This is a genomic window from Acinetobacter sp. SwsAc5 (genome assembly GCF_013391485.1).
In the GTDB taxonomy this organism is placed as follows: Bacteria; Pseudomonadota; Gammaproteobacteria; order Pseudomonadales; family Moraxellaceae; genus Acinetobacter; species Acinetobacter towneri.
In genome coordinates, this window is sequence record NZ_JACAXD010000008.1 from 36,562 (window position 1) to 58,601 (window position 22,040).

The 22,040-nt window shown below is 42.5% G+C and carries 22 protein-coding genes; 5 read left to right on the plus strand and 17 right to left on the minus strand.

The window, feature by feature from the left end; translation table 11 throughout:
- Positions 1–138: 138 nt before the first annotated feature.
- On the minus strand, positions 139–666 hold the full coding sequence (locus tag HYG89_RS06195; protein ID WP_178866663.1) for a Rha family transcriptional regulator: 528 nt from the start codon (positions 664–666) through the stop codon (positions 139–141).
- Positions 667–865: 199 nt separating this feature from the next.
- Here HYG89_RS06195 and HYG89_RS06200 point away from each other — a divergent pair, with 199 nt between their 5' ends.
- Complete coding sequence (locus tag HYG89_RS06200) at positions 866–1,495, plus strand: DUF4124 domain-containing protein (protein ID WP_178866664.1); 630 nt, start codon at positions 866–868, stop codon at positions 1,493–1,495.
- A 32-nt stretch (positions 1,496–1,527) separates the two neighbouring features.
- Here the strand turns inward: HYG89_RS06200 and HYG89_RS06205 are convergent, their stop codons facing one another.
- A complete protein-coding gene (locus HYG89_RS06205) occupies positions 1,528–1,857 on the minus strand; it encodes an Arc family DNA-binding protein (RefSeq protein WP_178866665.1) in 330 nt (109 codons plus the stop codon).
- Positions 1,858–1,964: 107 nt separating this feature from the next.
- Here HYG89_RS06205 and HYG89_RS06210 point away from each other — a divergent pair, with 107 nt between their 5' ends.
- The 4 genes from HYG89_RS06210 (at position 1,965) to HYG89_RS06225 (ending at position 3,597) form a co-directional block, all read left to right on the plus strand.
- On the plus strand, positions 1,965–2,129 hold the full coding sequence (locus tag HYG89_RS06210; RefSeq protein ID WP_178866666.1) for an Arc family DNA-binding protein: 165 nt from the start codon (positions 1,965–1,967) through the stop codon (positions 2,127–2,129).
- An 86-nt stretch (positions 2,130–2,215) separates the two neighbouring features.
- On the plus strand, positions 2,216–2,506 hold the full coding sequence (locus HYG89_RS06215) for a hypothetical protein (RefSeq protein WP_178866667.1): 291 nt from the start codon (positions 2,216–2,218) through the stop codon (positions 2,504–2,506).
- On the plus strand, positions 2,503–3,276 hold the full coding sequence (locus HYG89_RS06220) for a KilA-N domain-containing protein (RefSeq protein WP_178866669.1): 774 nt from the start codon (positions 2,503–2,505) through the stop codon (positions 3,274–3,276). The genes HYG89_RS06215 and HYG89_RS06220 overlap by 4 nt, the downstream gene beginning before the upstream one ends.
- Before the next feature lie 72 nt (positions 3,277–3,348).
- On the plus strand, positions 3,349–3,597 hold the full coding sequence (locus HYG89_RS06225) for a hypothetical protein (protein WP_178866671.1): 249 nt from the start codon (positions 3,349–3,351) through the stop codon (positions 3,595–3,597).
- Positions 3,598–3,657: 60 nt separating this feature from the next.
- Here the strand turns inward: HYG89_RS06225 and HYG89_RS06230 are convergent, their stop codons facing one another.
- From HYG89_RS06230 to HYG89_RS06300, 15 genes are all read right to left on the minus strand, one after another.
- A complete protein-coding gene (locus HYG89_RS06230; protein ID WP_178866673.1) occupies positions 3,658–5,535 on the minus strand; it encodes a hypothetical protein in 1,878 nt (625 codons plus the stop codon).
- Positions 5,536–5,604: 69 nt separating this feature from the next.
- Complete coding sequence (locus HYG89_RS06235; protein WP_178866675.1) at positions 5,605–7,515, minus strand: hypothetical protein; 1,911 nt, start codon at positions 7,513–7,515, stop codon at positions 5,605–5,607.
- Positions 7,515–8,675 carry a hypothetical protein gene (locus HYG89_RS06240; RefSeq protein ID WP_178866677.1) on the minus strand — a complete coding sequence of 387 codons (1,161 nt, stop codon included), beginning with the start codon at positions 8,673–8,675 and terminating at the stop codon, positions 7,515–7,517. Before HYG89_RS06240 ends, HYG89_RS06235 begins: the two co-directional genes overlap by 1 nt.
- 49 nt (positions 8,676–8,724) lie before the next feature.
- Complete coding sequence (locus HYG89_RS06245) at positions 8,725–9,309, minus strand: hypothetical protein (protein ID WP_178866679.1); 585 nt, start codon at positions 9,307–9,309, stop codon at positions 8,725–8,727.
- A 27-nt stretch (positions 9,310–9,336) separates the two neighbouring features.
- Positions 9,337–10,527: a hypothetical protein gene (locus HYG89_RS06250; protein ID WP_178866681.1), complete on the minus strand. Its 1,191-nt coding sequence runs from the start codon at positions 10,525–10,527 to the stop codon at positions 9,337–9,339.
- 8 nt (positions 10,528–10,535) lie between these two features.
- A complete protein-coding gene (locus HYG89_RS06255; RefSeq protein ID WP_178866683.1) occupies positions 10,536–13,103 on the minus strand; it encodes a hypothetical protein in 2,568 nt (855 codons plus the stop codon).
- A 3-nt stretch (positions 13,104–13,106) separates the two neighbouring features.
- Positions 13,107–16,004 (minus strand): hypothetical protein, encoded by a 2,898-nt coding sequence (locus HYG89_RS06260; RefSeq protein WP_178866685.1) that lies wholly within the window; start codon positions 16,002–16,004, stop codon positions 13,107–13,109.
- A gap of 263 nt (positions 16,005–16,267) precedes the next feature.
- On the minus strand, positions 16,268–17,521 hold the full coding sequence (locus tag HYG89_RS06265; protein WP_178866687.1) for a hypothetical protein: 1,254 nt from the start codon (positions 17,519–17,521) through the stop codon (positions 16,268–16,270).
- Positions 17,518–17,829, minus strand: a complete 312-nt coding sequence (locus tag HYG89_RS06270) for a hypothetical protein (protein ID WP_178866689.1) — start codon at positions 17,827–17,829, stop codon at positions 17,518–17,520. The genes HYG89_RS06265 and HYG89_RS06270 overlap by 4 nt, the downstream gene beginning before the upstream one ends.
- 51 nt (positions 17,830–17,880) lie before the next feature.
- Entirely contained in the window at positions 17,881–18,288 is a 408-nt protein-coding gene (locus HYG89_RS06275; protein WP_178866691.1) for a hypothetical protein, read from the minus strand.
- Positions 18,281–18,466: a hypothetical protein gene (locus tag HYG89_RS06280; RefSeq protein WP_178866693.1), complete on the minus strand. Its 186-nt coding sequence runs from the start codon at positions 18,464–18,466 to the stop codon at positions 18,281–18,283. Before HYG89_RS06280 ends, HYG89_RS06275 begins: the two co-directional genes overlap by 8 nt.
- 96 nt (positions 18,467–18,562) lie before the next feature.
- Complete coding sequence (locus HYG89_RS06285; protein ID WP_178866695.1) at positions 18,563–19,234, minus strand: hypothetical protein; 672 nt, start codon at positions 19,232–19,234, stop codon at positions 18,563–18,565.
- Complete coding sequence (locus HYG89_RS06290; RefSeq protein WP_178866697.1) at positions 19,234–20,112, minus strand: RyR domain-containing protein; 879 nt, start codon at positions 20,110–20,112, stop codon at positions 19,234–19,236. Before HYG89_RS06290 ends, HYG89_RS06285 begins: the two co-directional genes overlap by 1 nt.
- 82 nt (positions 20,113–20,194) lie before the next feature.
- Positions 20,195–20,671, minus strand: a complete 477-nt coding sequence (locus tag HYG89_RS06295) for a hypothetical protein (RefSeq protein WP_178866699.1) — start codon at positions 20,669–20,671, stop codon at positions 20,195–20,197.
- Positions 20,672–20,734: 63 nt separating this feature from the next.
- The gene (locus HYG89_RS06300; protein ID WP_178866701.1) at positions 20,735–22,024 is read right to left on the minus strand and encodes a DUF4043 family protein; all 1,290 of its coding nucleotides are present in this window, start codon (positions 22,022–22,024) and stop codon (positions 20,735–20,737) included.
- Positions 22,025–22,040: the final 16 nt, after the last annotated feature.

Genomic DNA, 22,040 nt, shown 5'->3' on the forward strand with positions numbered 1-22,040 from the left:
TATGGCAGTGAACAAAAGGGTATGCACAATCTGCATACCCCCTCTTTTCTAAGCTGCCTATATGGCAGTGAACATTATGCAAAATTTTGAGGAATGCTTATTCCCTTTCTAAGCTGCCTATATGGCAGTCAACTAAACTTAATTCAAATATTGCAACTGTGGTTGTAGTTCCATTTCCAATTGTGCAAGTTCATTTTCCAATACCACTTTATCATCCTGCCAAGCTCGCATATCACGAGCTGAACAACTGACTTGCTGCTTTCTTGTTTTATGATCGAGACTAACTTGGTTATATCTCGCCCATTTTGATTGAACAACTTGAGTTAATTGTTCTGTCATCCAGTTAAATGCATTAATAAAGTCTATTTTGGTTTTCATTGCTTTTTCACCAGTGAACCCCATGACAAGCAACATAAACCCATCTTTAGAAATTCGATAAAACGGTGTGGTTCTTGTTGTGTTACCTATCTTCTTGTTTTCAAAGGTTAATCCAAAATTGGATTTAGCAAATTCTTCACCGCACTGCTTAACAATCTTTTTAATATCACGCATTACATGACTGTGTGTTTTATTGAAAGCTTCAGCAATAGCATAACTGGTTGTCGTAGGTTTTCCATTTTCATTTGACACCATGCCACGCATGGTTAAATTGGTCATCATATTCATTTTCTGCACCTGACCGTCAAAAAAGATGACAGGCAAGAAAATGGACGGTGCTATACATTTCCCTTTCGATGTACGGTCTAGCCTGCAAATCTATCTTAAAAAGCAGTGATAAAATGGCGTTAGCCTTACAGGGGGGTGGACTTTGTAGGGGATTTAAATTATTTTAATTTCAGATAATTATTAAATTTTTGGTAGGGTTATGTTTTTATCAAACACAAAATTACTTTTTTTAGCTTTCTTATGTGGTTACGGTTTATCTATCAATACAGCATCTGCACAAAAAATTTACAAATGGGTCGATAAGAATGGCAGTGTTACTTATTCAAGACAACCACCACCTAAGGGTGCTAAACAACAGAATATAGAAACTTTACGATCGTTGGGTACAACCAGTACACCAGCACCTAAACAAACTTATCGCTCTAATTCATCCATTCCTGACACGTATGTAAATCACTATCAGGGCACTCGTCAAAATACTTATACTGTGCCTCGTCAGCCTACACGCTCTGCTGAAGAAGAAGCTTTGCGCCAGAAGATCATTAAAGAAGCTAGTACGCCTTACGCAGGCTCAGAGAATGGACAACTTACAGTGAATCAAATGAATACGCTTGCAAAAATGTATGGTTTAGATGCCCCTGCTAACAATTCCAATAGCTCTTACTCTGCCCCAATGACACAACGTCCACCATCAATAATTACAAACTGTGATGGGGCTGGTTGCTGGGGGTCTGATGGCACACGATACAACCGTGGTGCAGGTGATACATATTTCCCAACCACTGGTGGTTCGTGCCAAAGCATTGGTGGGCAAATGCAGTGTAATTAAAGCAATCAAGATAAAGCCGACACGAGTCGGCTTTATTTATCTTTTTCATCTAATTTTTTTTCAATCGCTTCTAACTTCTTCAGTATGCGGGAAGTAAATATCGAGCTATCAACAGATTCTGAAACTCCAATATTATCTAATCTTGTTTGCAATTCATTTGAATTCGATTCCGCTTCAAGTACAGCATCAATAATTTCAGCACAACCATTCGAAGAAGACATAAATTCATCTTGCTCTAGTGTTTTTTGTAATCTAAATGCAGCTTCACTATTTATAGATCGCCCATTTTTCTTTGCTGCTTTAGCAATGTCATCTTTTATCGACTTAAGTAAACGTAAATTAAACTGCGTATCTTCAGTCATCAGTTTATCTCTATTGAGCAAAATTAGCATTATGCTAACAAAATGTATTGACATCAATGTTATTGTTTTGCTATGTTATTAAAACGCTAACATAAATGGGAAAACTAATGGCTAGAAATGATCAACAAGTAAATGTGCGTATGCCACAAGAGATAGTAGAAGAATTGAAAATCCAAGCTATCAAGAATCGCCGATCTTTGACTGCTCAACTCAATAAAATTGTTGAGGACTGGCTAAGAGAGCAGAAACAACAAGAGGGTGCGAAAGCATGAAACCAATAGGCACAAAAAAACCTTGCTCTCCGCCAAGATCACAAGGTTTCGAATGTCTCAACTACGTCAAATAAGAGAGAATTCTTATGTCGAATATAACCTATTTCACCCATGACAAGCAAGTTCAAGTCAGTGAACAACAATTACGGAGTTTGCTTGAATTTGTACGAATCGCAAACAATCGTTTTGATGAAATTTCAGCATTAACAACTGTAATTGCTGAAAAATCAGAACTATCTCCAACTGTTAAAACGCTGGCGCATTTAGCCACATCAATCGCAAATAACTTTCAAGATATTTGTATTGAAGTGCTAGATGACTTTAAAAAAAGCTCTCCTGAATTGGTGAAGTTTTTTACAGAGGAGTTGGCAGCATGAATGCATTAGTACAACCTCATATTGCTATAGATGGAATTGAAATCCGCACTGACGCGCAAGGTCGTTTTTGTTTGAATGACTTACACAAAGCAAGTGGCTCACTTGAGAAAAACAAACCAAAATTTTTTCTTGAAAATAAGCAAACACAAGCACTTGTTCAAGAATTAACCGAGGGAGGAATTCCTTCCTCGCAACAAATTCAACCAGTTAGCGTGACTCGTGGTGGCTTAGAACAAGGTACATACGTTGTAAAAGAGCTGGTGTATTCGTATGCTATGTGGATCAGCCCATCTTTTAATCTAAAAGTTATTCGTACATTTGACTCTGTTGCTACAAGTCAAAATCAACCAGTGTTTGATATTTCAAATCCGTATCACTTGTTACAAGCAATTGAAACACAGGCAAAGCAGAACATTGAACTGACCCAGAAAGTTGAAAAGCTTGAACCCAAAGCGCAAGCACTTGATACCATTGCTGATACTGACAATACTTACTGCCTGCGTGAAGTTGCAAAAACAATAGGTATTAAGCAAAAGGACTTAATCGCCCTGTTATTACTGAAAAAATGGATATATAGAGAGAGTAATGGACGATTGCAGCCTTATTCAATTAGGCAAGACCAAGGGATTTTCATCAACAGGCCTTCACCTATTGTAAAAAATAAAAACACTGGCGAAGAGTTAATTCATCTGCATATGCGTGTTACGGCATTTGGTTTGACTCGGATCACAGGATTAGTAAATAAAGAAAAAGGCTTTCAAAATATTTAATCAGATAACAAAAAAGCTCCTGAATCTTAGCAAAGTCGGAGCTTTAGTGTTGTTAACACAGGAATATTAACTATGAACAGTATGGTACAGCTCGATAAACAAGTCAAATTTTATGACGCAGGCGATTTATTAGATGCCCATGCTTTGGCACAATCTCAATTATCGTGGATTGGTGCACTGGTTTCTACTGTAAAGCAGAATAAGGAACTAGGTAAAGAATGGCATAATGCTGAATTGCTAGAAATCGCTCAATATCTTTCAGGATTATTTGCTGAAGATCATCAAGTTAAAAGTAAAAAATATGAATCCGAATTGGAGTAAGGATTAAAAAAGCCACCCTATCTAGGGTGGCTTGTTGTTTCCATTTTTTTCATTGGCATATTAAGCTTTCTCCCACGATTCAGGCTTATTTATATCTCCACCTTTATACTTGTATCCATTAACGACTGCCCCAACTTGAGGTGTGTTTTGCTGCCGTTGCGACGGTGAATCATAATCAATTCTCTGTCCTGTGCCTTCATCTATAAGAATATCAGGATTACGAATTGCGCCCTGATCTGTCAGTGTTTGACCACCATACACAGCTTTTAAACTTCGTTTCTGTTGCTGCTCAGCACGTCCAGTCGCAAAATTATATTTCTCAGCAATAGATTGTTTTTCTTCTGGAGTTTTAGCGGCTTCATAGGCTTTAAGTAAATTGAGTTCATAAGCCTGCTTCATTCTTGCGGGCATATTATTCAACTGTTCTTCACTAAACTGACGATTCGCCAAGTTATTAGTCGCATTAAATTTCTGTGCTTCAAAGTTTAGGTTAGAGTTAAAGCGGTTATTTTCCCCTTGCTCACCTAATTCAGCACGGTAGTTTTGACCAGTTTGCCCCATTGCTTCACGCTGTAATGCTGCAGCATTATTGGCATCAGTTTTATATAAATCTGCTGCATCAGGGTCGTTACTAGACAAACGAAGTAACGCTTCAGCTTGTTTAGCTGTAGGCCCAAATTTCGGGTCAATTGCTGACTTAATCTGATTTGCTAGATATGCACGATTTGCTTTCTCTTCATCCGACATTACGGGGCGCTCTGGCTGCTTAGCAATGCCTGCATATCCTTGCATGCCCATATTTAGTTCACGTTGTGCCAAAGCTCGGTTTATTTGCTCATTGCTTGCACCCATTTCACGGGTATTTGCTAATAAGTTTTTCACCCCTGCAGGATCACCAGCTGAATTGACTTTGAAACCTAGACCAAGTGTTTCAGGTACACCATTTGCACGAGCTTGAGCAGCCGCACTTGGGTTTGCATAACTAAAAGCATTGCCTTTTTGCTGAATGGCATAAGGGTTTTCTTGGGTTTGTGTTGGATTAACCGATGCTTGATTTAAGTCAAACATATCTACTTTTGGCTGCTCCTGATTATTGCTCTCAGTATTGGTGGCCACAGGTGCATCTGTGGTAACCGCAGGCTTTGTATTGGTTGTTGATGGTACTAATGAGGCTTGAGATTTTGGTGCTGCACTAGATGGGAATCCCGAACTTAAAGTATCTTTTATACCATTGTTCATCATCGGGTTTTGACTTGGCTCACGGCGTTTAAGCAAATCAAAACCCGATGCAGGTTGTTCCAATGATGCTGGCTTGCCTTCATTTGCTGTAGAAAAAGCAGCTCTAAAAGTATTGGCAGGATTCATCTGCCCCAAATTGACTTTAGGCATTTCAAGACCCAAGTCAAACTCACCAAGTCCAAAATTGGCATTAGATTTTGGAGGTGCGGCTGTTTGAGCTTGAGTGTTTGGCAGTGAATCAGGTGGAGGAGATGCTTTTCCAAATCCATTACTTAAAGTATTTCCAATCCCTTGATTCATCATAGGGTTTTGCTCACGGCGTTTTAAAAGCTCAGGAACACCATTTTCATCAGTTCCATTTGCAAAAAACAATTCTGGAGTTTTTTTCCCAGGTTTAAATCCCAGTTGTGGTTTTTCCGTTGGTGTATGAGTTGCTTGCTTTAAGCGTTGTAGAAACTGCCCGCCTATTTCTTGTAACTGCTCTGGTGGAAGCAAATATTCGCCATTGGATACATTCACTTCAGTAGAGGGTTTACCAAGATTTTTTAAATTATTTACACCAATTTTCTGGGTAGAGTCGGCAGGCATAATATAACTGCCTGCTGGAACATTTTTTTTAATATCATCAGAAGTGCCAGTACCTGCACCTTGAATTAGTCCATTTTCATCTTGCTTTGAACGTTTTTTTAAGCCGTACATGACACTTATTCCAATATAAATATCATGTATGGTTAATCAATCTAAGCTACTTGCGTTAGCCTTACAGGGTTAGTAGTTGTAGTTGTGGCTTTCGCTGAAACTCTCGCTTTTACTGCGTGAGCTTGATGTGCTTGCAGAACCACTACCACTAATACTAGCGGATACGTGTGCTGCACTCATGGCACCTGCTGCCAATTGTGCCGTGTACTGCCCCATAGCTTTAGCAGATTCCAGTGCAATATTGGCTTCTTGAATCGCCTTCTGCATCTTGGCTTCATACTCCTTGAGTTGCATTTCAGCATAAGCAATATTGGTCCGAGTGTTCATGTCGGCATAACGTGATTGCATTTCTGCTTGACCGACTTCCATGCTAGCTGATGCACGCCATGCTTCCACTTCTGCAGAAAAGGCTGCTGTATTTTGCTGCACTTCGGAAAGGTTGGCTTGCAGTTCAGCCTTGTATGCTTCGAGATCGGCCTGATATTTACCAATCCATACACGGGCAGCTTCCATTTTTAATTGGATCTGTTTGCCTTTTACATCGGCTTTTGCTTGTACGCCCTGAATTGTGGACGCATAAGCACGTGCTTGGGTATCAAATAAAGTAGCCTTGGTTGACTCTCCCCGAAGCTGCGCTTCATAAGCCTCGACCTTGACCTTTTCAGCATTGATTTGTTCACTATAGGCTTGAACATCGGCACGATAGGAATCAAACTGATTTTTGATCACGTCAGCACGTACCGATGCGCCTTGCACCAATGCCTTATACACTTCTACGTTGGACAATACCGCATCCATCTTGGCCTTGTAGACCTGCACGTACTGCTCATTAACCTGACCAATCGCCACCTGTGCATCAACTGCAGTTTTATACGCACTCAACTTGGCTAGTGCGCCATCTAGCTTGGTCTTATACACGCCAGACAACACGTTAAATGCTTCATTCTGTGCATTAAAAAAAGAAATCTGTGCATTGAATACATTGATTTGGCTTTCAGCGTTGTACCGCGCAATCTCAAATAGCCGATTGGTGACGTTGTTGAAAATATTGGTGGTCAGCTGCTCCAGTGACATGCCTTGCTGTACCAAGAAGCGCAGCTGATCGATTTCCATTTTTGAGGCTTCAATCAGAATATCGCGGTTTAATTCACTCGCTCTTAACTGTCCCTGCTCCCGAATTGTTGCGACCTGCTTGACTAACATACCAGGCGGCATAGAAAAATTACGTGTAGACCAGTCGTTGACGGCTTCCTGAACTGCACGTGAAGTTTCTTTACTCTCACGTGAACGTGCACGATTAAATAAGGCTTCTTCTATTGGAGCAGGTAAACCGATACCGCCTTCAGTAATTCCATCCTTAATATATTTCGCTAATTCATCCAAGATCTCGGACTTATATTCTGGCTCACCCCATTCGATAAATACTTCTGGTACCGTAACATCACTAATGCTTGGTGGCTCACCATTAAAGTCTGGTAATTCAGGAAATTCAAAAACTGGAATATCAATTTCCTTGAGATCATCCATTTGTGGGAGTTCTAAGGTTGGTGATTCTGGTAGTTGAATATCTGTGTCTATCTGAGGACGAACAGGTATCTGAATTGCAGCCATACCTGGCGCACTTGGCAATTCCATTGTTGGCATGACTGGCGCATCTGGCATTTGCAAGTCATCTAAACTTAATTCACTGAGTAAGTTTTCAATGCTTTGAAATTCTGGCAGATTAGGCTTATCAAATTGCACAGCCTGAAAAGTCGGTGCTCCAGACAAATCAATTGATGGTACCGGTGTTTCTGGTACTGACATTCGTGTCGGTGGATCTACCTGAGTGACCGTAATATCTTTGATGCCTGCTAAAGATTGCGAAAGCTCATGGCGATAGCGTCCGGCCACACTATCTAGCTTATCCATCTGATCCATTACTGTAGTAATGGCAGCATCCATCACTCCATCCGGCTCAACTCTTGAAGTTGTACTCATTATATTCTCCTAGTCGTTTTGGTGAAGTCCATGGATAGAGCATTAATCTGCGCAGAAGTTGCAGCAATAGAAATAGCAAAGGAGAAATGGCGACCCCTTAAGCCACGGCCAAACAGTACCCGACCATTGGTCAAGTGATCAGCTTCCTCATTTGGCAGCATATAGGTATAGGTTGTAGGTTTTCCGCTTTGGGTAGAAGTAACAGCAATACTCAACTGCTTGTCCTGACCATTCATTTCATATTCAAGATAAGCTGCTGTAGGATGTACCAGACTATCACCAAAATCTAACTTGCCAGTTTCGATTAAGCCATGAATTAAATGATCAGGCTTGCCCATCAAGAACACACCTTTGTCATTCCATCCATATAGCTTGTCGTTAATGACAGTCAAGCCATCAAAAGAAAATGGCATGTAGCGGCTCATGGCCCAAGTATCTGTATTAGCTGTCCATGCTTGGCCATAGATTTTACTATCCTTGATTTCATCGTATAGCGATAAGTAATCATGGCTATTAGTCCGACCAATCAGTTTGGATTGTGTACTGTCGCCAAGTCTTAGTGTGTCAATCGCATGACTGTATAGCTGCACACTAGATAAATCCTGATCACCAAAGCTAATCGAATCGATTAAATAACTTTGTACGCGCAACTTATCCTGTGTGAAGTCACCTAAAAGAATGCTATCAATAAGCTGTTCAGATACAACCGTATTTGCCTGATCCACCAGTTTAAATTGGTCATTGCTCAGGATTCTTGAATATCGCTGGCTAGAGATGGATTCCACAAAATGAATAGAATCGGTACTCAAAGTTAGCGTTGTAGATAGCGTAAAATCATCTAGTGTGAACTGATCTTGGGTATTCTCAGCCGTAAAATGATAGGCTGCATCAAATAGCTTCACTTGATCAGATACAAGGGTACGCGCAATACGTTGCCCTGTGATCTGATTAGATAAGCTAAAACCATCTACAGCAATTGAAATGGCACCAGATTGGCTAAGTTCATCGGCCAGACTAAAGGAATCTTCTGAAAAAACTTTGAGTGTCGTTGCGGCAATATCCGCAAAAACAATTCGATCTTCTGCGATAACCTTTGAGCGTAGCCAAGTGCTATCAGATAAGAAGATGTTTTCTAGTGCATCGTCACGATATATCGCCATGCTGTGCTCCATAAAAAGCACTGGTGGCAATACACCAGTGCTTTAGATCTTATGAGGTTGCAGTAATGCGATAACCGATTTCAAACACATCACCGTTCTGGAATACACGCGCTGACGGATACTTGGTGGCTGAAAGCAGCACACCGGTAGTACCGCCACGCTGGTTATTGGTCAGTAAAGCAACACCGGTCACATTGACCTGTGAGGTTGTTGCAATAGTTACACTGGCCACATTCCCAAAGTTATCGATATATTTTTGATCGGTAGAATCTGAAGGGACAAATTGAGGGCGTGTTGCATTGGTATAGCCCTCAGTCAGTGAAACAATTTCACCGGCTGTTGCAGCAAAGTTGGCGGCTGTCCAGTTATCTGCAGGCGCAGTAGCACCGTTAAACAATGCCAAATATGAACCTGCTGGCTTTGCTTTAGATCCAATGGCCACGTTTAGCACATGGATTAATGCTTCTTTCGGAATCAGGTTTTTTGTAAATGTCGCTTCGCCACCATTGACCCGATCCATGTATTCACCTGAAAGCATAAAACCATGCTTCGGGAAGAAAATACCTTCTTCAGTTTCATCGAAATTTTCATTGAGTGCGTCTTTCATTAAAACGCGCTGTAGTTTTGCATCCATAGCTATGGCCTATGTTGTAAATAAAACCTAATTTACAACTGCCACTAATCGGTTATCAAACCCTACAAGCCTACAAGAATTTGCAGTAATTCCATAAATCGCATCAGATTGTATTTCCACCAACTGTCCTTCTGATGTTCCTAATACAAAACCATTCTCAGCCAGCCACACTGCACACCATGTACCGCCCTGAGAAAGTGACTTAACCATATCACTATGCAGCACAACACTACTTGCATAGATTGGCGCACGTGATGCCTTTTGCTCTATCGCCATGTTGCGCACATCCTGACCACGCAAGAAAACCACATGATCGGCTTGACCCACCCAGATACCACCATCCACCGGTTCAATAAAACGGATTCGCTGCGGAAACTGGATAAAGTTATATCTATCGTCTGTTAAGTGGTAAGTCATGGCTTCGGAAAAATACAGCACATTGGAACGCACTACCCATAAACGACCACGCCATAAACGTAGGAAATTACCGCTTTTCATTGGGGATAGGTACTGGAAAGTCGCAGCCCGACCCAATTCAGGTAAAGCTGGAATATCAACACTCATGGTGTCAATAGGCAATTCAAACGCCTGTCGCAGTTCGCCACCACCAGGATCAGTCATATAGATCCGTACATGCGTCACACTACTGTCCAGGCACATCGGCAATTGCAGTTGCACACCACTTTTATCCGATAACTGCATTTTTTCAATTTCTGATAATGCTGATTCAAGCCCATTGGCCAACCAAGAAATCGCAAAACTATAATCACCTTGATCTAGGCTATACCCAGATTTCACATTGGCTTGTGGTCTGGCTGGTGTATCAATGGTTAGGCGTTTTGCAGTTTGACCATCGTAAGTGAAAATCCCATTATCACAGGCCATACATACCAGGTTATTCAAAACAATATGAAACAAGGGACCTTGACCACATTCGACCAATGGCTCTGTTTCCCATGTGTCAGGATTGACCTTAACCCACTGAGTATCTAATGCCGCAAAACATTCCTTATGTAATGGTGATTGCCATAAATCACGGATAGCCTTGCTGCTTTGTAGTTGCATAGTTTTGGCTAGTTCTGCGCGACCAGTATCACTAAAATTGATATTCACCGCATCACGCACAAACAGCCCTGCAGCATCGCCACCAACTTCGAGTGCTGCATCTTCCTTGATGTTATTGATTCCAAGGAATGCTGGTATTTTTTTGACAGCCATACGGCCCCCTATTCGTTAATCACACCAATGAAGGTATGTGCATGTTCATTATTTGCCAGGCGACTGTAGCCATAACGATGCCGTTTAAACCCTTCTGAAATATTGGCATAGTTTACTGAGCCAAACATAACCTTACAGGCATCTTCATAAAGCACATTTCCATAACTATCGGGTGATGCGCTGTAATACCTATCGTTATGCTCCTGGGTATGAATCGTAATGGGTATATCCTTGATTGATACCTTGAGCATGTATTTCTTTTCAGGCTCAATTACTCGATCTTCCTCCCACTCATCCACAATAGGTGGATCACCGCCGTATTCAATCAGAGTGATCCCACCAGAAGGAGGATTGACATATTGGGTGATGTCAGCAGGCATCGGACCGATCCAGTCACCTTCGTCAGCGAAATCACTGATGGCTGATCCGTTATTTTGGTAGCGGTGGACTTCGGCCCATACTGGATTGGAATTTTGTGGGAATGGTTTTCCGGTTTTCTTTAAGCCACCATCTGACCAATGCCAGGAAAAATCATAGGTCCACATTTCATAGTCATTCGGATCACGTGCACTATACCGTTTTAATGATTCCTTAATGCGTTCACTATTGGTACTTTCTTCATAAGCGTACATTACAGCGTTACGGCATAAAAACGGTACCACAAAGCATTCACGTGCCTGTTTGCCATATTTGGTGTGTTGTAACTTTTGATGGGTGAAGTACCTGTATCGTGCCAATACACCATCTGTCCAGAAGTAGAAATGATATATAGCAAGAGGTTTACCATAACCCAGGTCTTTACCCAACAATGTACTGTACACTTCTGTCGGTGCTATCTCTTGTCGATTATCGAAGTCGGTGGAATAGTAATTGCCGGCCAACCCGGTTAAGCCCTGGTATTCTGTTTGCTCCCAACTTCCCACCACCATGTTGGCTTCATCTTCAAAATTCCCTTCGGTTTCCTTAATCACCTTACGTTCATCCAGGAAGTTTTTAACCACTTTCAGATCATCCCCAATATAGTAGGCGAAGATGATGGTATCTATTTTAGGATAGGAATCTTTATATTCTTGCGGTGTGAAGTCCATGTGCACACAGCCCCAAAAAAACGGCTCAGGTAATTTGAAACGCATACCGCTGTAAAGAAACCCCTGATTAGTACAGCTTACCCGGCCTGTATGTGACGCAATCGGTTCACAGCGGTAGTTATCCCAATACTCCACATCGGATGCACCAGAACGACTGGCCCGACTTTCGATTTCCGACATAGGGACACGGCGCAGCTTATAACGGATACTGGCTGACTTATGCCCTTCCTCACTGATCTCATTGAACAGTTCTGAGAGATACTGTGCGACTTTCTGCGGATCGTTAGGAGGATCATCATTAAATGCGCGACCCTTTACCCATCCTCTATCCTGAGCAGCTGAAAGCTGTAGATTGATCTGGTAGGTGAATCCGAAACAATACTTGTCTTTATAGTCGTAACAGGTGTTAATCAGGTTTGTGCCATTGAGATTGGTGGACCAACCGCATACGGTGCTGTAAGCAGAATGACTATAAAAGTCAGACGTATCACAGACTTTAATGATGACACCTGCACTCCACCACCGCACAAAATCGCTTTCACTTAAGGGGAAGCCTTCACCAGATGGAATACCACCAAACCGGTCCAAGATCATCTCAAGCTCAGTATCACCTACTTCTACGATATATTCACGAAAGGCTTCTGTGGTGCTCATGGGGATGATTGGTAACGGCATAGCCCATACACCGCTTGGCTGTACACGGACAAGCCAGGGATTATTCTGGTTATCAAAACTAATAATATCTGTCTTGTGAAAAGTAAAACTAAAGGGGATTTTGCCTTCTTCATCTGGCAATCCTACATAACCAGGCAAGCGAACATTCTCGCCAATTTCAGCCTTGATCCGTTCCATATATTTAGGCGGTATAGTGAACACCGCACGTTCCACCGGATCGTCGGGTAATTCATCTAGTTTCTGTCGTCCAAAGCCGCCTACAATCTGCACTGCTTCTGCCATAGCTCCTGAAAACCAGGTTGATACCAGGGCATGATATTGCGTGTATAACGCATTAGCCGGATTTAAGCCTTGTGCAAATTGTGGTACTAGAATCGCTTTATTTTCTTCACTGTATGGACACCGGAATCGCTGTAAAACCTGCGTTGCAGCCACCGGAGTACCAGTGTAACCACTCAACCGTCGTGTGCACATGGAGGTTAAATGAACTTCAAGACCATTCCCATTTCGCGCAATAGCTTGATCAATTGCTCCTGAGAACAGCATAGGCATAGTAAATTGAACTACACCAGTACCCATCTGGCTATCTTCTATGGCTATAGGTTTATAGGCGAGTGCACGAAATACCCCACCAGCATCCTGGACAATCACAAAACCACCGTTGGGTAAATCCCGGGTATATTTGATTGATTCCAAATTTGACAGCTGCTTAAAGTTACTTACTTTCTTGCAGCACTGATCAATAAATGAAACATCGTCTGCGGTAAGTTCCGCACCACGACTAAACAGTCCGTATGGACGAGGATCGTGCATGAATTAAAGCCCTCCTTTGCGGAAGTTATCCGAGTTTCCATCTGGCCGAATGAAATGAAGTTTCAGCTTAACATCGCTAGATCCAAACTGTTGATCGATAAAGCCCTTTGTAATGATCTGTTGTGTTCTTGGATATTCTGGCTGTATCGCGTTTCTAATAGTCATTTTCAGATTAAATTTACCTGGTTCGTATTCACTTACCACGGCAAAATCATCTCCTTGCACGACGGCTTCACGTACCTTGTAGCTAATCCATGCTATTCCGAACTGAACAAAGCTCAATCCGCCAACCCTAGTCGGAACGTGTTCACCTACACGAAGCCCCTGCCACATATACGGATTGTCGCCTGATTTACTGGAGCCCATAGCTTGTGAACTCAGACCATGCGGCCTAATGCTCCGGTGAAAGAAATCAATAACAGGTTCGCCAATTTCAGTCAGGACTAGACCTGCAGGTTTTAATTTCCCATCATACCTAATGAAACTTACTACGTTAGGCAACCCCCATTGTGTCATCGGATCTTTAGGTCGGAAGTAAATGTGTTGATCACCAATCGGACCGAGCACACCCATGCGCAAGCTGCTCCATCCTTTCGGCCCAATCTTGGTGATGACGTTATATATGGTCGGCTTGCCTATACCGAAAGCCAGATGACCAGACGGATTAAGACGACGGTTTTTGTGACCGATGCGTGGTGTACCAATTTCGATACCTGGATACTTCGTATTACCGGATTCGGTACGCCCATCCACATAATGTAGCGGTAGAATTGGGCGCACATGGTTCTCTCTAGCTTGGTTTGGTGCTTCGACTACGGCCCAAATGGTATGCGGTGACATACGTGGATTACCGATGGTAAGGAAATCACAGTTTTTAGAATCAACAAAAATCGTGCGGTTCTTATGCTCCACCACTGGCGTACCCATCAGGATTTCCCAATAGCCAGGCTCGACACGAATCGAATTGGCATGAATCCTATTGTTACCAAATGAAGTCATCGGTTCTTTGCTTTCTGGACGAAGCACGTTCTGACGGACTTTATGCAGCTTGTCCGACCGGTTTTCAAAGTTTATTGTGGTGATCGGTATGGGATAGATCACATGCGGCAGTAACTGTCCGGCTCCAACGTTTTCAATTTTATGTAGCTTTGTAATGGTTGGTGGTTGAATACCGTAACTGCGTAAGTCAATACCTTGCTTTCGGTCACTGATACGGAAGCGCCCAAATCCTTGAGCATTTAGTCCACTAGGTTTGATATGGCGTGTATATAAGCCGATATAAGCAGTACCGTACTCAGTGGATTCAAATTGCCATGGTTTTACTTGTGGGGTGACATTGCGAACACTTGGTTCGCCAACTCGATTAATATGCACCCAGTGCGGTGCAATCTTGGTAAATCGCTCTGTGACGTAAGACCAACCATAACGTACACTATCGATCGATATAGGCTCAACATAGCGCAAACCTAGCTTAACCTCTGGCATTGGAATAGTTGGAGGTGCAATGCTGTGCCACTCCTGAATATGAACGTGACGCACAGCATGAGAAATCATCCCTTTACCGAATAATGTCTGCTCACCCAGGCTAATAAAGCGATAGATCCGTCGGGTATTCTCGATATATGGCACACCATACAATGTGAGCACAGGACCTTGCATACGTTTATTCTGAGCACCCAACCAAATATTGTGCCAAGTGCTAATACGCGGTGCTTCAATTGATTCAGGCTTGATAAAGCGTATAGCATCTGCGACAAGCGTTTTTGTGGGTTCTACTTCTATAGGTGAAGCCATACCAACTGGATAAATCACACGTGCTTTGTTGGTCAGGTCGGAATAGCCAAATACAGTGCTTAATCTGCCGTGTGTTTGAATGGTACGGTTACGGTTGGCAATATCATGCAGCTTTGTATCCGGAAATAATGGTCCAGCCGCTTTACTTGTGTTGTCATGGAATGGCAATAAGTATTGCGTTGAATTAAATACCGTAACATGGCCAAAGCGCAATCCAATATGCTCACCTACAGTCAGAAACCCTTTTGGATTAATTGGATGTAAATTGTTTCGGATCTCGGTATTACCGAATAGGGTACTAAACCCTTCTGGTCGAATCGTTTGGTTTTCTGGAATAATCCTGATACCGAAACGAAGGAAGTCAAAACCTTCCATTTTGACCGTCTGTGATCCGCCAATACGATGATACGAAGGGAATTGCTGAAAAATACCGCGTGGCTCAATGTAGCGTGGGGAGAACGAAAGCCATGCCGTACCATATCGCGTCAAAGGTTGTGGGCTACGCTGCTCAATATATCGCACACCATGTGCTATTTGGGTGGCACCGAAAACCGTATGGGCATTGGCCTGTTTGGTCTGAACGTGCTGCTCTTTATAGCTAATCCGTGGTTTACCAGGGCTAAAGAAGTCATAAGCACCGGCTTTAACATAAGCGCGAAGGCTCTCAATTTTTGGCTTACCTGGATCAAAGAAGTCCATACCACCAGGACGAATATAGTTTGTCCCATTGGCGACATGGGTAATACCAAAAGCGGTGTAAGTTCGCCCCGAAGGTTTGATAACTTTATTTTTATTCTGGATCGATGGCGCACCGTAGCGCGTCATCACATCGCCACGTACTCTAACAAAAATATGAAACAGCTTTAAACTGGACGTACCAAACGCAGAAAAATAAGCACCTTGAGGATATACCGGATTGTTCTTATTCCCGATAGCAGTGACACCGAACAAGGTCTGGTCAGCACCGCTAACATAAATAGTTATATCTTCTTTAGGTGCGGAAGATTCAAAATTCAGGTTGACTTTTGACCGGGATGGCTGAATGTAATCGCCATCTTCAAAATCAAGATAGATGCTGCTGCGTTTCGGAGGGAGATAGTCCGTCATATCACCTTATCCAATCCGATCATGTCGGCTCAGGTTGTAGCCAGTATCATCGGGGATCGCAATGACATAATTTTGACCATTGCGTATTCCGAGCAACTTATAATTGCCATTGCTATCGGAACGGCAATAGTTAATCAGTTCGCCGCTAGAGCGATTATATACACGCACCGCACAGGAAACTGGCAGACCTTCCCTAGTGGTCTTACCCTGGATTAAAAGTTCTGCCCTTTCTGCTTTGGCTAGGGTGAATTTTCTATCAATTCTCATAGCTCACCCAAACTAAAGATAAATGCACCTACCGAATTAGCCTGTGCCACACGTTTAATCAGATAACATTCACCATCCTCGGTGAAAGTGTGATTATCTGGATGGTTTAAATAGGAAGTTTGCATACTATATAAAATCGGGAAAGCCCCCAGGTATGCATTACTATTTGAATGCAACATCACCTTGCTAAAGTAAATTCCAGGCTCAGGATTGGCAAAAACACCTGCACCAGTACCGGATAACATTGTGGTAATGCTTGTATTTCGAGTTGGCAAATAGTATTGCGGCCATGCGGCAAGGTCTTGACTATATGCACCGTTGTTTGTTGTCATCGTAACAGTGGATTGCGCCCAACCATAACGCAAGGGATTGCTGTTAAAAAAGAACTCAGATGAGTTGACCGCAACATTACGCAGATGGGCCAACAAGAAAGGCACCCGAAAACCCTTCTTCTCAGTAACACCAAAACCATAAGTATAAGTGGCAGTGATTTTATTACTTTCTATGGCCCCATTGCGGATGGGCATACTCATCAAATAGAAAGAGTCATCGGATCCCACAATGGTCCATTCGCCATTCTCAGTCGATGATGGTGCTGAGGTTTCATTGATCTGGCTGCTTCCCCCATATTCACTTATTGCGTGATACCATTTCGCCCAACCATTAACTGCTGATGTTCCGGAGCCGGTGCCAACCCAGTTCTTATTTTGGTTGGAAACATCGTAAGGCACCTGATTTGCACTAAAGTCGTCGATGTGAGAACAGCCTTCCAGTATCCCGACTTTTGCAAATTTCGCATAATTTTCGTTGTAAACTGGATCACGGCTGTTATCGACACGAAGATAATAAGGGTTAGCGGCTATATCTTTTGCACGATATACTGCCTTTTGATCACCACTAAAAACCTTAGTCCAACCAAGTGAAGCAACCTTGCACGAAATGCTACCAGTGGCAATTTGATCGGCTGCATTGACGGAAAATTCTATTGTGTCTGCAGTTAAACCGAGAATCCGATATTCACCATTCAGGCTCGAATCTGCTGCGCCTGAAATTTCAACAACCTGGAATTGCTTTAAAAGGTGCGAGTTTTCAAATTTTGCAATAGCCATACCGTCAGCGACTTCAATACTGGTCACATCCTGATTGCCATATCCATCCACCAGGCAAGCATCTAATACATTAATCAGCGCACCAAAGCTATTGGTGAATTGCGGTGCACCGAAATTTGAAAAGCTAAACCATTTATTCATAATGGTTCACCGTACACGGTTTCATTCTTCCAATAGCCTTTCGCGCTATGCCACTCACCAAATGCTTTAAAGAATTTATCCTCATCTTCCAGTACGTGTTCTTCGATAGCTTCACGTATCCATTCTTCGATGTTGTGGGTACCACGAGTTTCATCACCATATATTTCACGGCAGTACATTTGAAAAGGCGCAGTATTAATTAGACGATACCAATCATGCTTAAAAACCACATCACCGCCCATGGTGATCGGCTCAGGTGCTATGGATTCCATTTGGACGATGATCGGCTTAGGTTTATTTTCGGACATTTAGATACTCCAAAAGCCCACACGAAATGTAGGCGCTTGCGATAATGGTGCTTACACCTTGTAGATCTTATTAGTACCGTTGTCCCACGTGATAATAATGTCACCACCGTTAGGCGTGATCGGTAAGCCGGTTGCAGTATCAAGATAGGCCAATAATGGGCTTGTAGCTTCTTGACCAGAATCTACATAGATTACGATGGCACCAATCGCACCACCAGAAACCGCTGTGAATGTTGCATCGTTGGCATCGGCTGCACCGCCATCAGTGGACTTACCTGTTAAAGTGACTGGACCGGCAATACGCGCAGAACCGGAAATGTCAGACAGAAATTTATGCGTACCAGCATTGACGGTATAGGCACTTGTACTTACCAGTAGAACTTTAACTGTGTCAGATAACCAGTTGAACTGGCCTTCCAGGTAGCCTTTACGCGCTGAATCGTAGAGGGTATTAGCCATGTGCTTGAGTCTCCATAGTTGAATCGCAAGCACTCATGCGCTCATGTTTAATTTCAATGTGATTATCCGCTTCAACACAAATTCGAGCCAATTGTCCTGATTTTTTGATCAATTGCACCTTAGCATCGCCAATGTAAAGCGTATCTTCAGTCTTTAAATCAATAATACGTTTGCCCATATTTGTGCATGATTAAATAAAATAGGTAAGATCATTATGTAAAAAACCCCTGAAAAGCTTTAGCCTTACAGGGGTTGGTTTATATCGGATTAAAAGTTATGGCATAAAAGGCTGTACCACATGCGGAACATCTTCACGGGTCATACGACGTAGGTCACTATCAGGGCGAATACCGAAATAATCTGTGAAAGCCTGCTCTGCTATTGCTGCACGATTAGGGTCAAAAAATTCTGCATCAGGCACACTAAATGCCTTATGTAACGCCCATTGAATTAAAGAAATATGGTGTATTGGATTAATCTCAGGCACATCCGTATCTAAAACCATAGGCTGAATGCTGACACGATAACCTTCTAATTGCAGCTCCCCTTCTAAATTAGGAGTTGGCACTAAGCGAAGGCCTGTGTCATGTTGAATCGCAAACCGAGGAAAGCCTGTTAAGGTTTTCCAATTTTCATAATAAGTCCGATCTAAATCTTCGGCAGATGTCAGGGCAATGTATGAACCCGCCACACCATTGGCGGGTTCAAACCAGATACGGCTAATTTCATATAAGGCATCATGTAGCTTGTAATGGGCCATATCTTTGATAACAGGAATTTTGCATACCTCAGTATTCTCACTTTCATGCAATAAACGCCCACGAATACAGGCTTCATTTACAGCTTCATTGAGCCAACTCGTTACACTTTCATCATCATTAAAGTACGGTTCAACCTTGTCATTGGCATCTATGCGAAAGCGTTTAATCAAATCGCTTAATTGCATTACACAACTCCAAACTGATTGATTAAGCCAACCACATGCTCACGCAAAGCACCAACATTGTTACGTCCATCTAGCTTTTGGTCATACTTTGTCTGGGCATAATCAAGCAGGCTTTTTTTATCCATGCGATTTACAATTTCAATTTCATCCATGGTGCGATTTTCTTCATCCAATTTTTCATTTTGCTCAATTTGAGCCTGATCTAAAATTGTCTGAGTATCATCTTTGTGGAGTATTTCAGCCCAGTCATTCACAGGTGTATCAACTAAATGCTGCTCATAGTGCTGAAACTCAGGATGATTTAATAACTTGCTTGCAATGTCACTCGGTACGTTACGCACCTGACCACGACCAAATACTAAGTTTGAACCATACAAACGATCAGTATACTGCGATTTTTTCCCAACATATTGGACAGGAATACCAGTTGCCTTACCCAACGAAGGCTGAGATGCCATAATGCTTACATTGGATTGCTGTTTCTGACGTAGGTTTTTAACTTCATCTACTAATGCCAAATATTCTTCAATATCAGGCAAATGTTTCATTAGATGAACTGTTTCACGAAATAAATAGTCTTTCGCTTTTTGTTCTTGAGGCAATTCATCATAAGGCAAGAAGCATGGATGTAACTTGTTTTCAACATCCTTCACATCCCCATACTTCCAACCTTCAGCTTGTTTCTGTGCATACCATGACTCATGCGATTGCTCAGGTGTAGCATCAGGGTTTGCCAAGTGCATTTCTACACCAGCAATTGCACTGTTACGTTGCCAATCGGGCGCATCATCCCAACTCGGTTGTGTATCATCACCAAGTGAACGGCAATAGGCAGCATTGATTGAATGGCAAAGCATAGCGATAGCAAGTGTTTTCATTTTCTGTTCCTTAAATCTTTATAGAAAAAAGGCGATGTAAGCCACCAAACTAACCTACACCGCCAAACGCTAAAACTAAGAATTAACGAGGACCTTTTAATTCACCAGTTACCACAACATTCAAATCACTGACTTTGGCATTCGCAGCACCCGCAATGGTTAAAATCAGCCGTGCCGACTTTGGCAAAGTCAACAATTTAGAACCCGCTGCACGGATTCGACCAGCTGTGGCCAAATCACCTGCATTCAGAAAGTAAGCATCATCTTCAGGTACGTCTGAGTGATCGGTACCATCTGAATATTTAAAACCTAATTTGCCTGTAATGGATGCAGACATGCCTGTACTTACAATGATCTGGGCATCATCAAGACGCATGCCTTGTGGCAATTCACCCAAATCAATTACATCACCTGCTGCAATAGCAGCGACAGAATCCGAATCAATGACCGCACCAATTGCATTTGTGGCTAAAGCATACGTCAGTACAGTCATATTGCCGTAGGGACTAAACCCACCAAATTGACCATAACGAGCTGCTGTACGTTTAATCGTTGCCATGTTTTTAACTCCAATTATTCAGGTAATTAAATGGGTATGTCGCAAAAGACATACCCAAAGTTTTTATTGACCACGACCAATGATTGGTACAGCCGTATCTACCACCGTTACACCATAATCAGTGAACTCTGTACGTTCGCCTGTATCTACTGCAAAACGGATTTTTGAAGTACCACGTACAGAACCAATCAATAGCTCCCACTTATCTCCATGATCGAGCTCTTTTTCAGACCAGAAGAATGGAGCACCAGAATGTTCAGACGCAGCCATAGCTTCAGCAATTGCTTGACCACCCAAAATAATTGAACGATCCACAGCAAAGTTTTCACCAAAGCTTGCAGGTACCACTGCACTAGACTCAGCTTCAGAGTCATAAGCTGCACAATAATTAATTGTGTCACCTGCGTAGAAACGAATTGGGCGAGGCATCTTACGAATAATGAATCCATTCCATAAGCCAACATCACCTAAGAACAACGGATGCTGTTTTGCTTGCCCTGCTCGTGCCATTGCTGCCGATTGGAATTGTCGGAATCCAGGTTGTGAAGCAAACTTGTTGTACTGTGCTGGAGATACTAGCCATACACGTAATGGTGAATCTTCTGCAGCAACATCACCTTCAAACTTACAAATTGGTGGTGGTAATGCAATCTGATCTAAAACAGACTTCATTGAATCCACTGCATCCATCGTAAATAAGTCAGTTGTATCAATTTCCACTTCATCTGAAGTTTGTTTGAATGACTGAACACCTGAACCATCCACTAAAAAGTGACGGTTTTTAGTTGGCGCTTTAACACGGTTCACCATAATTTCATTGAATTCACTGTGTGATGCTTTTGGTACCACCCATTCAATATTGTCATGTGAACCACGTGCACCAGCCATGTGCACTAATAATGACTGATCGCTATAACGATCCATGAGGTTTTGCGCGACTGGACGACCTAATTTTCGTAAATCTGCAGGACTACGAATTTGCGACATCACATTCCCCAAATCCACAGGGAAACGCGCTTGGTTAACACGCAAACGGTCTTCATTCAAAGACATGCCCACACCACGGCCTTCGGCATAAGCACTACCCATAATTGGATATGCACCAACAGGGTTAAGCAGGTGGAATGTCACCTCATCGCCACGTCCTTTACCCAAGTCCTGTACACGTACAATCGGCATGTGTTGTGTGGTCTGCTTCCGCAAGGTTGCTTCTGCACCTGCTTCACCTTTCGGCATTTTGCCTGCTAAAAGGTTTAAGGTACTGTTACGGTTCATGTGTGTAGCGAACAAGCCAACGGCTTGAGTCACCATATTTGTTTTATCACCATAAGCGGCATTGGTTTTAGTTGTCATGTTTACTCTCCACGTT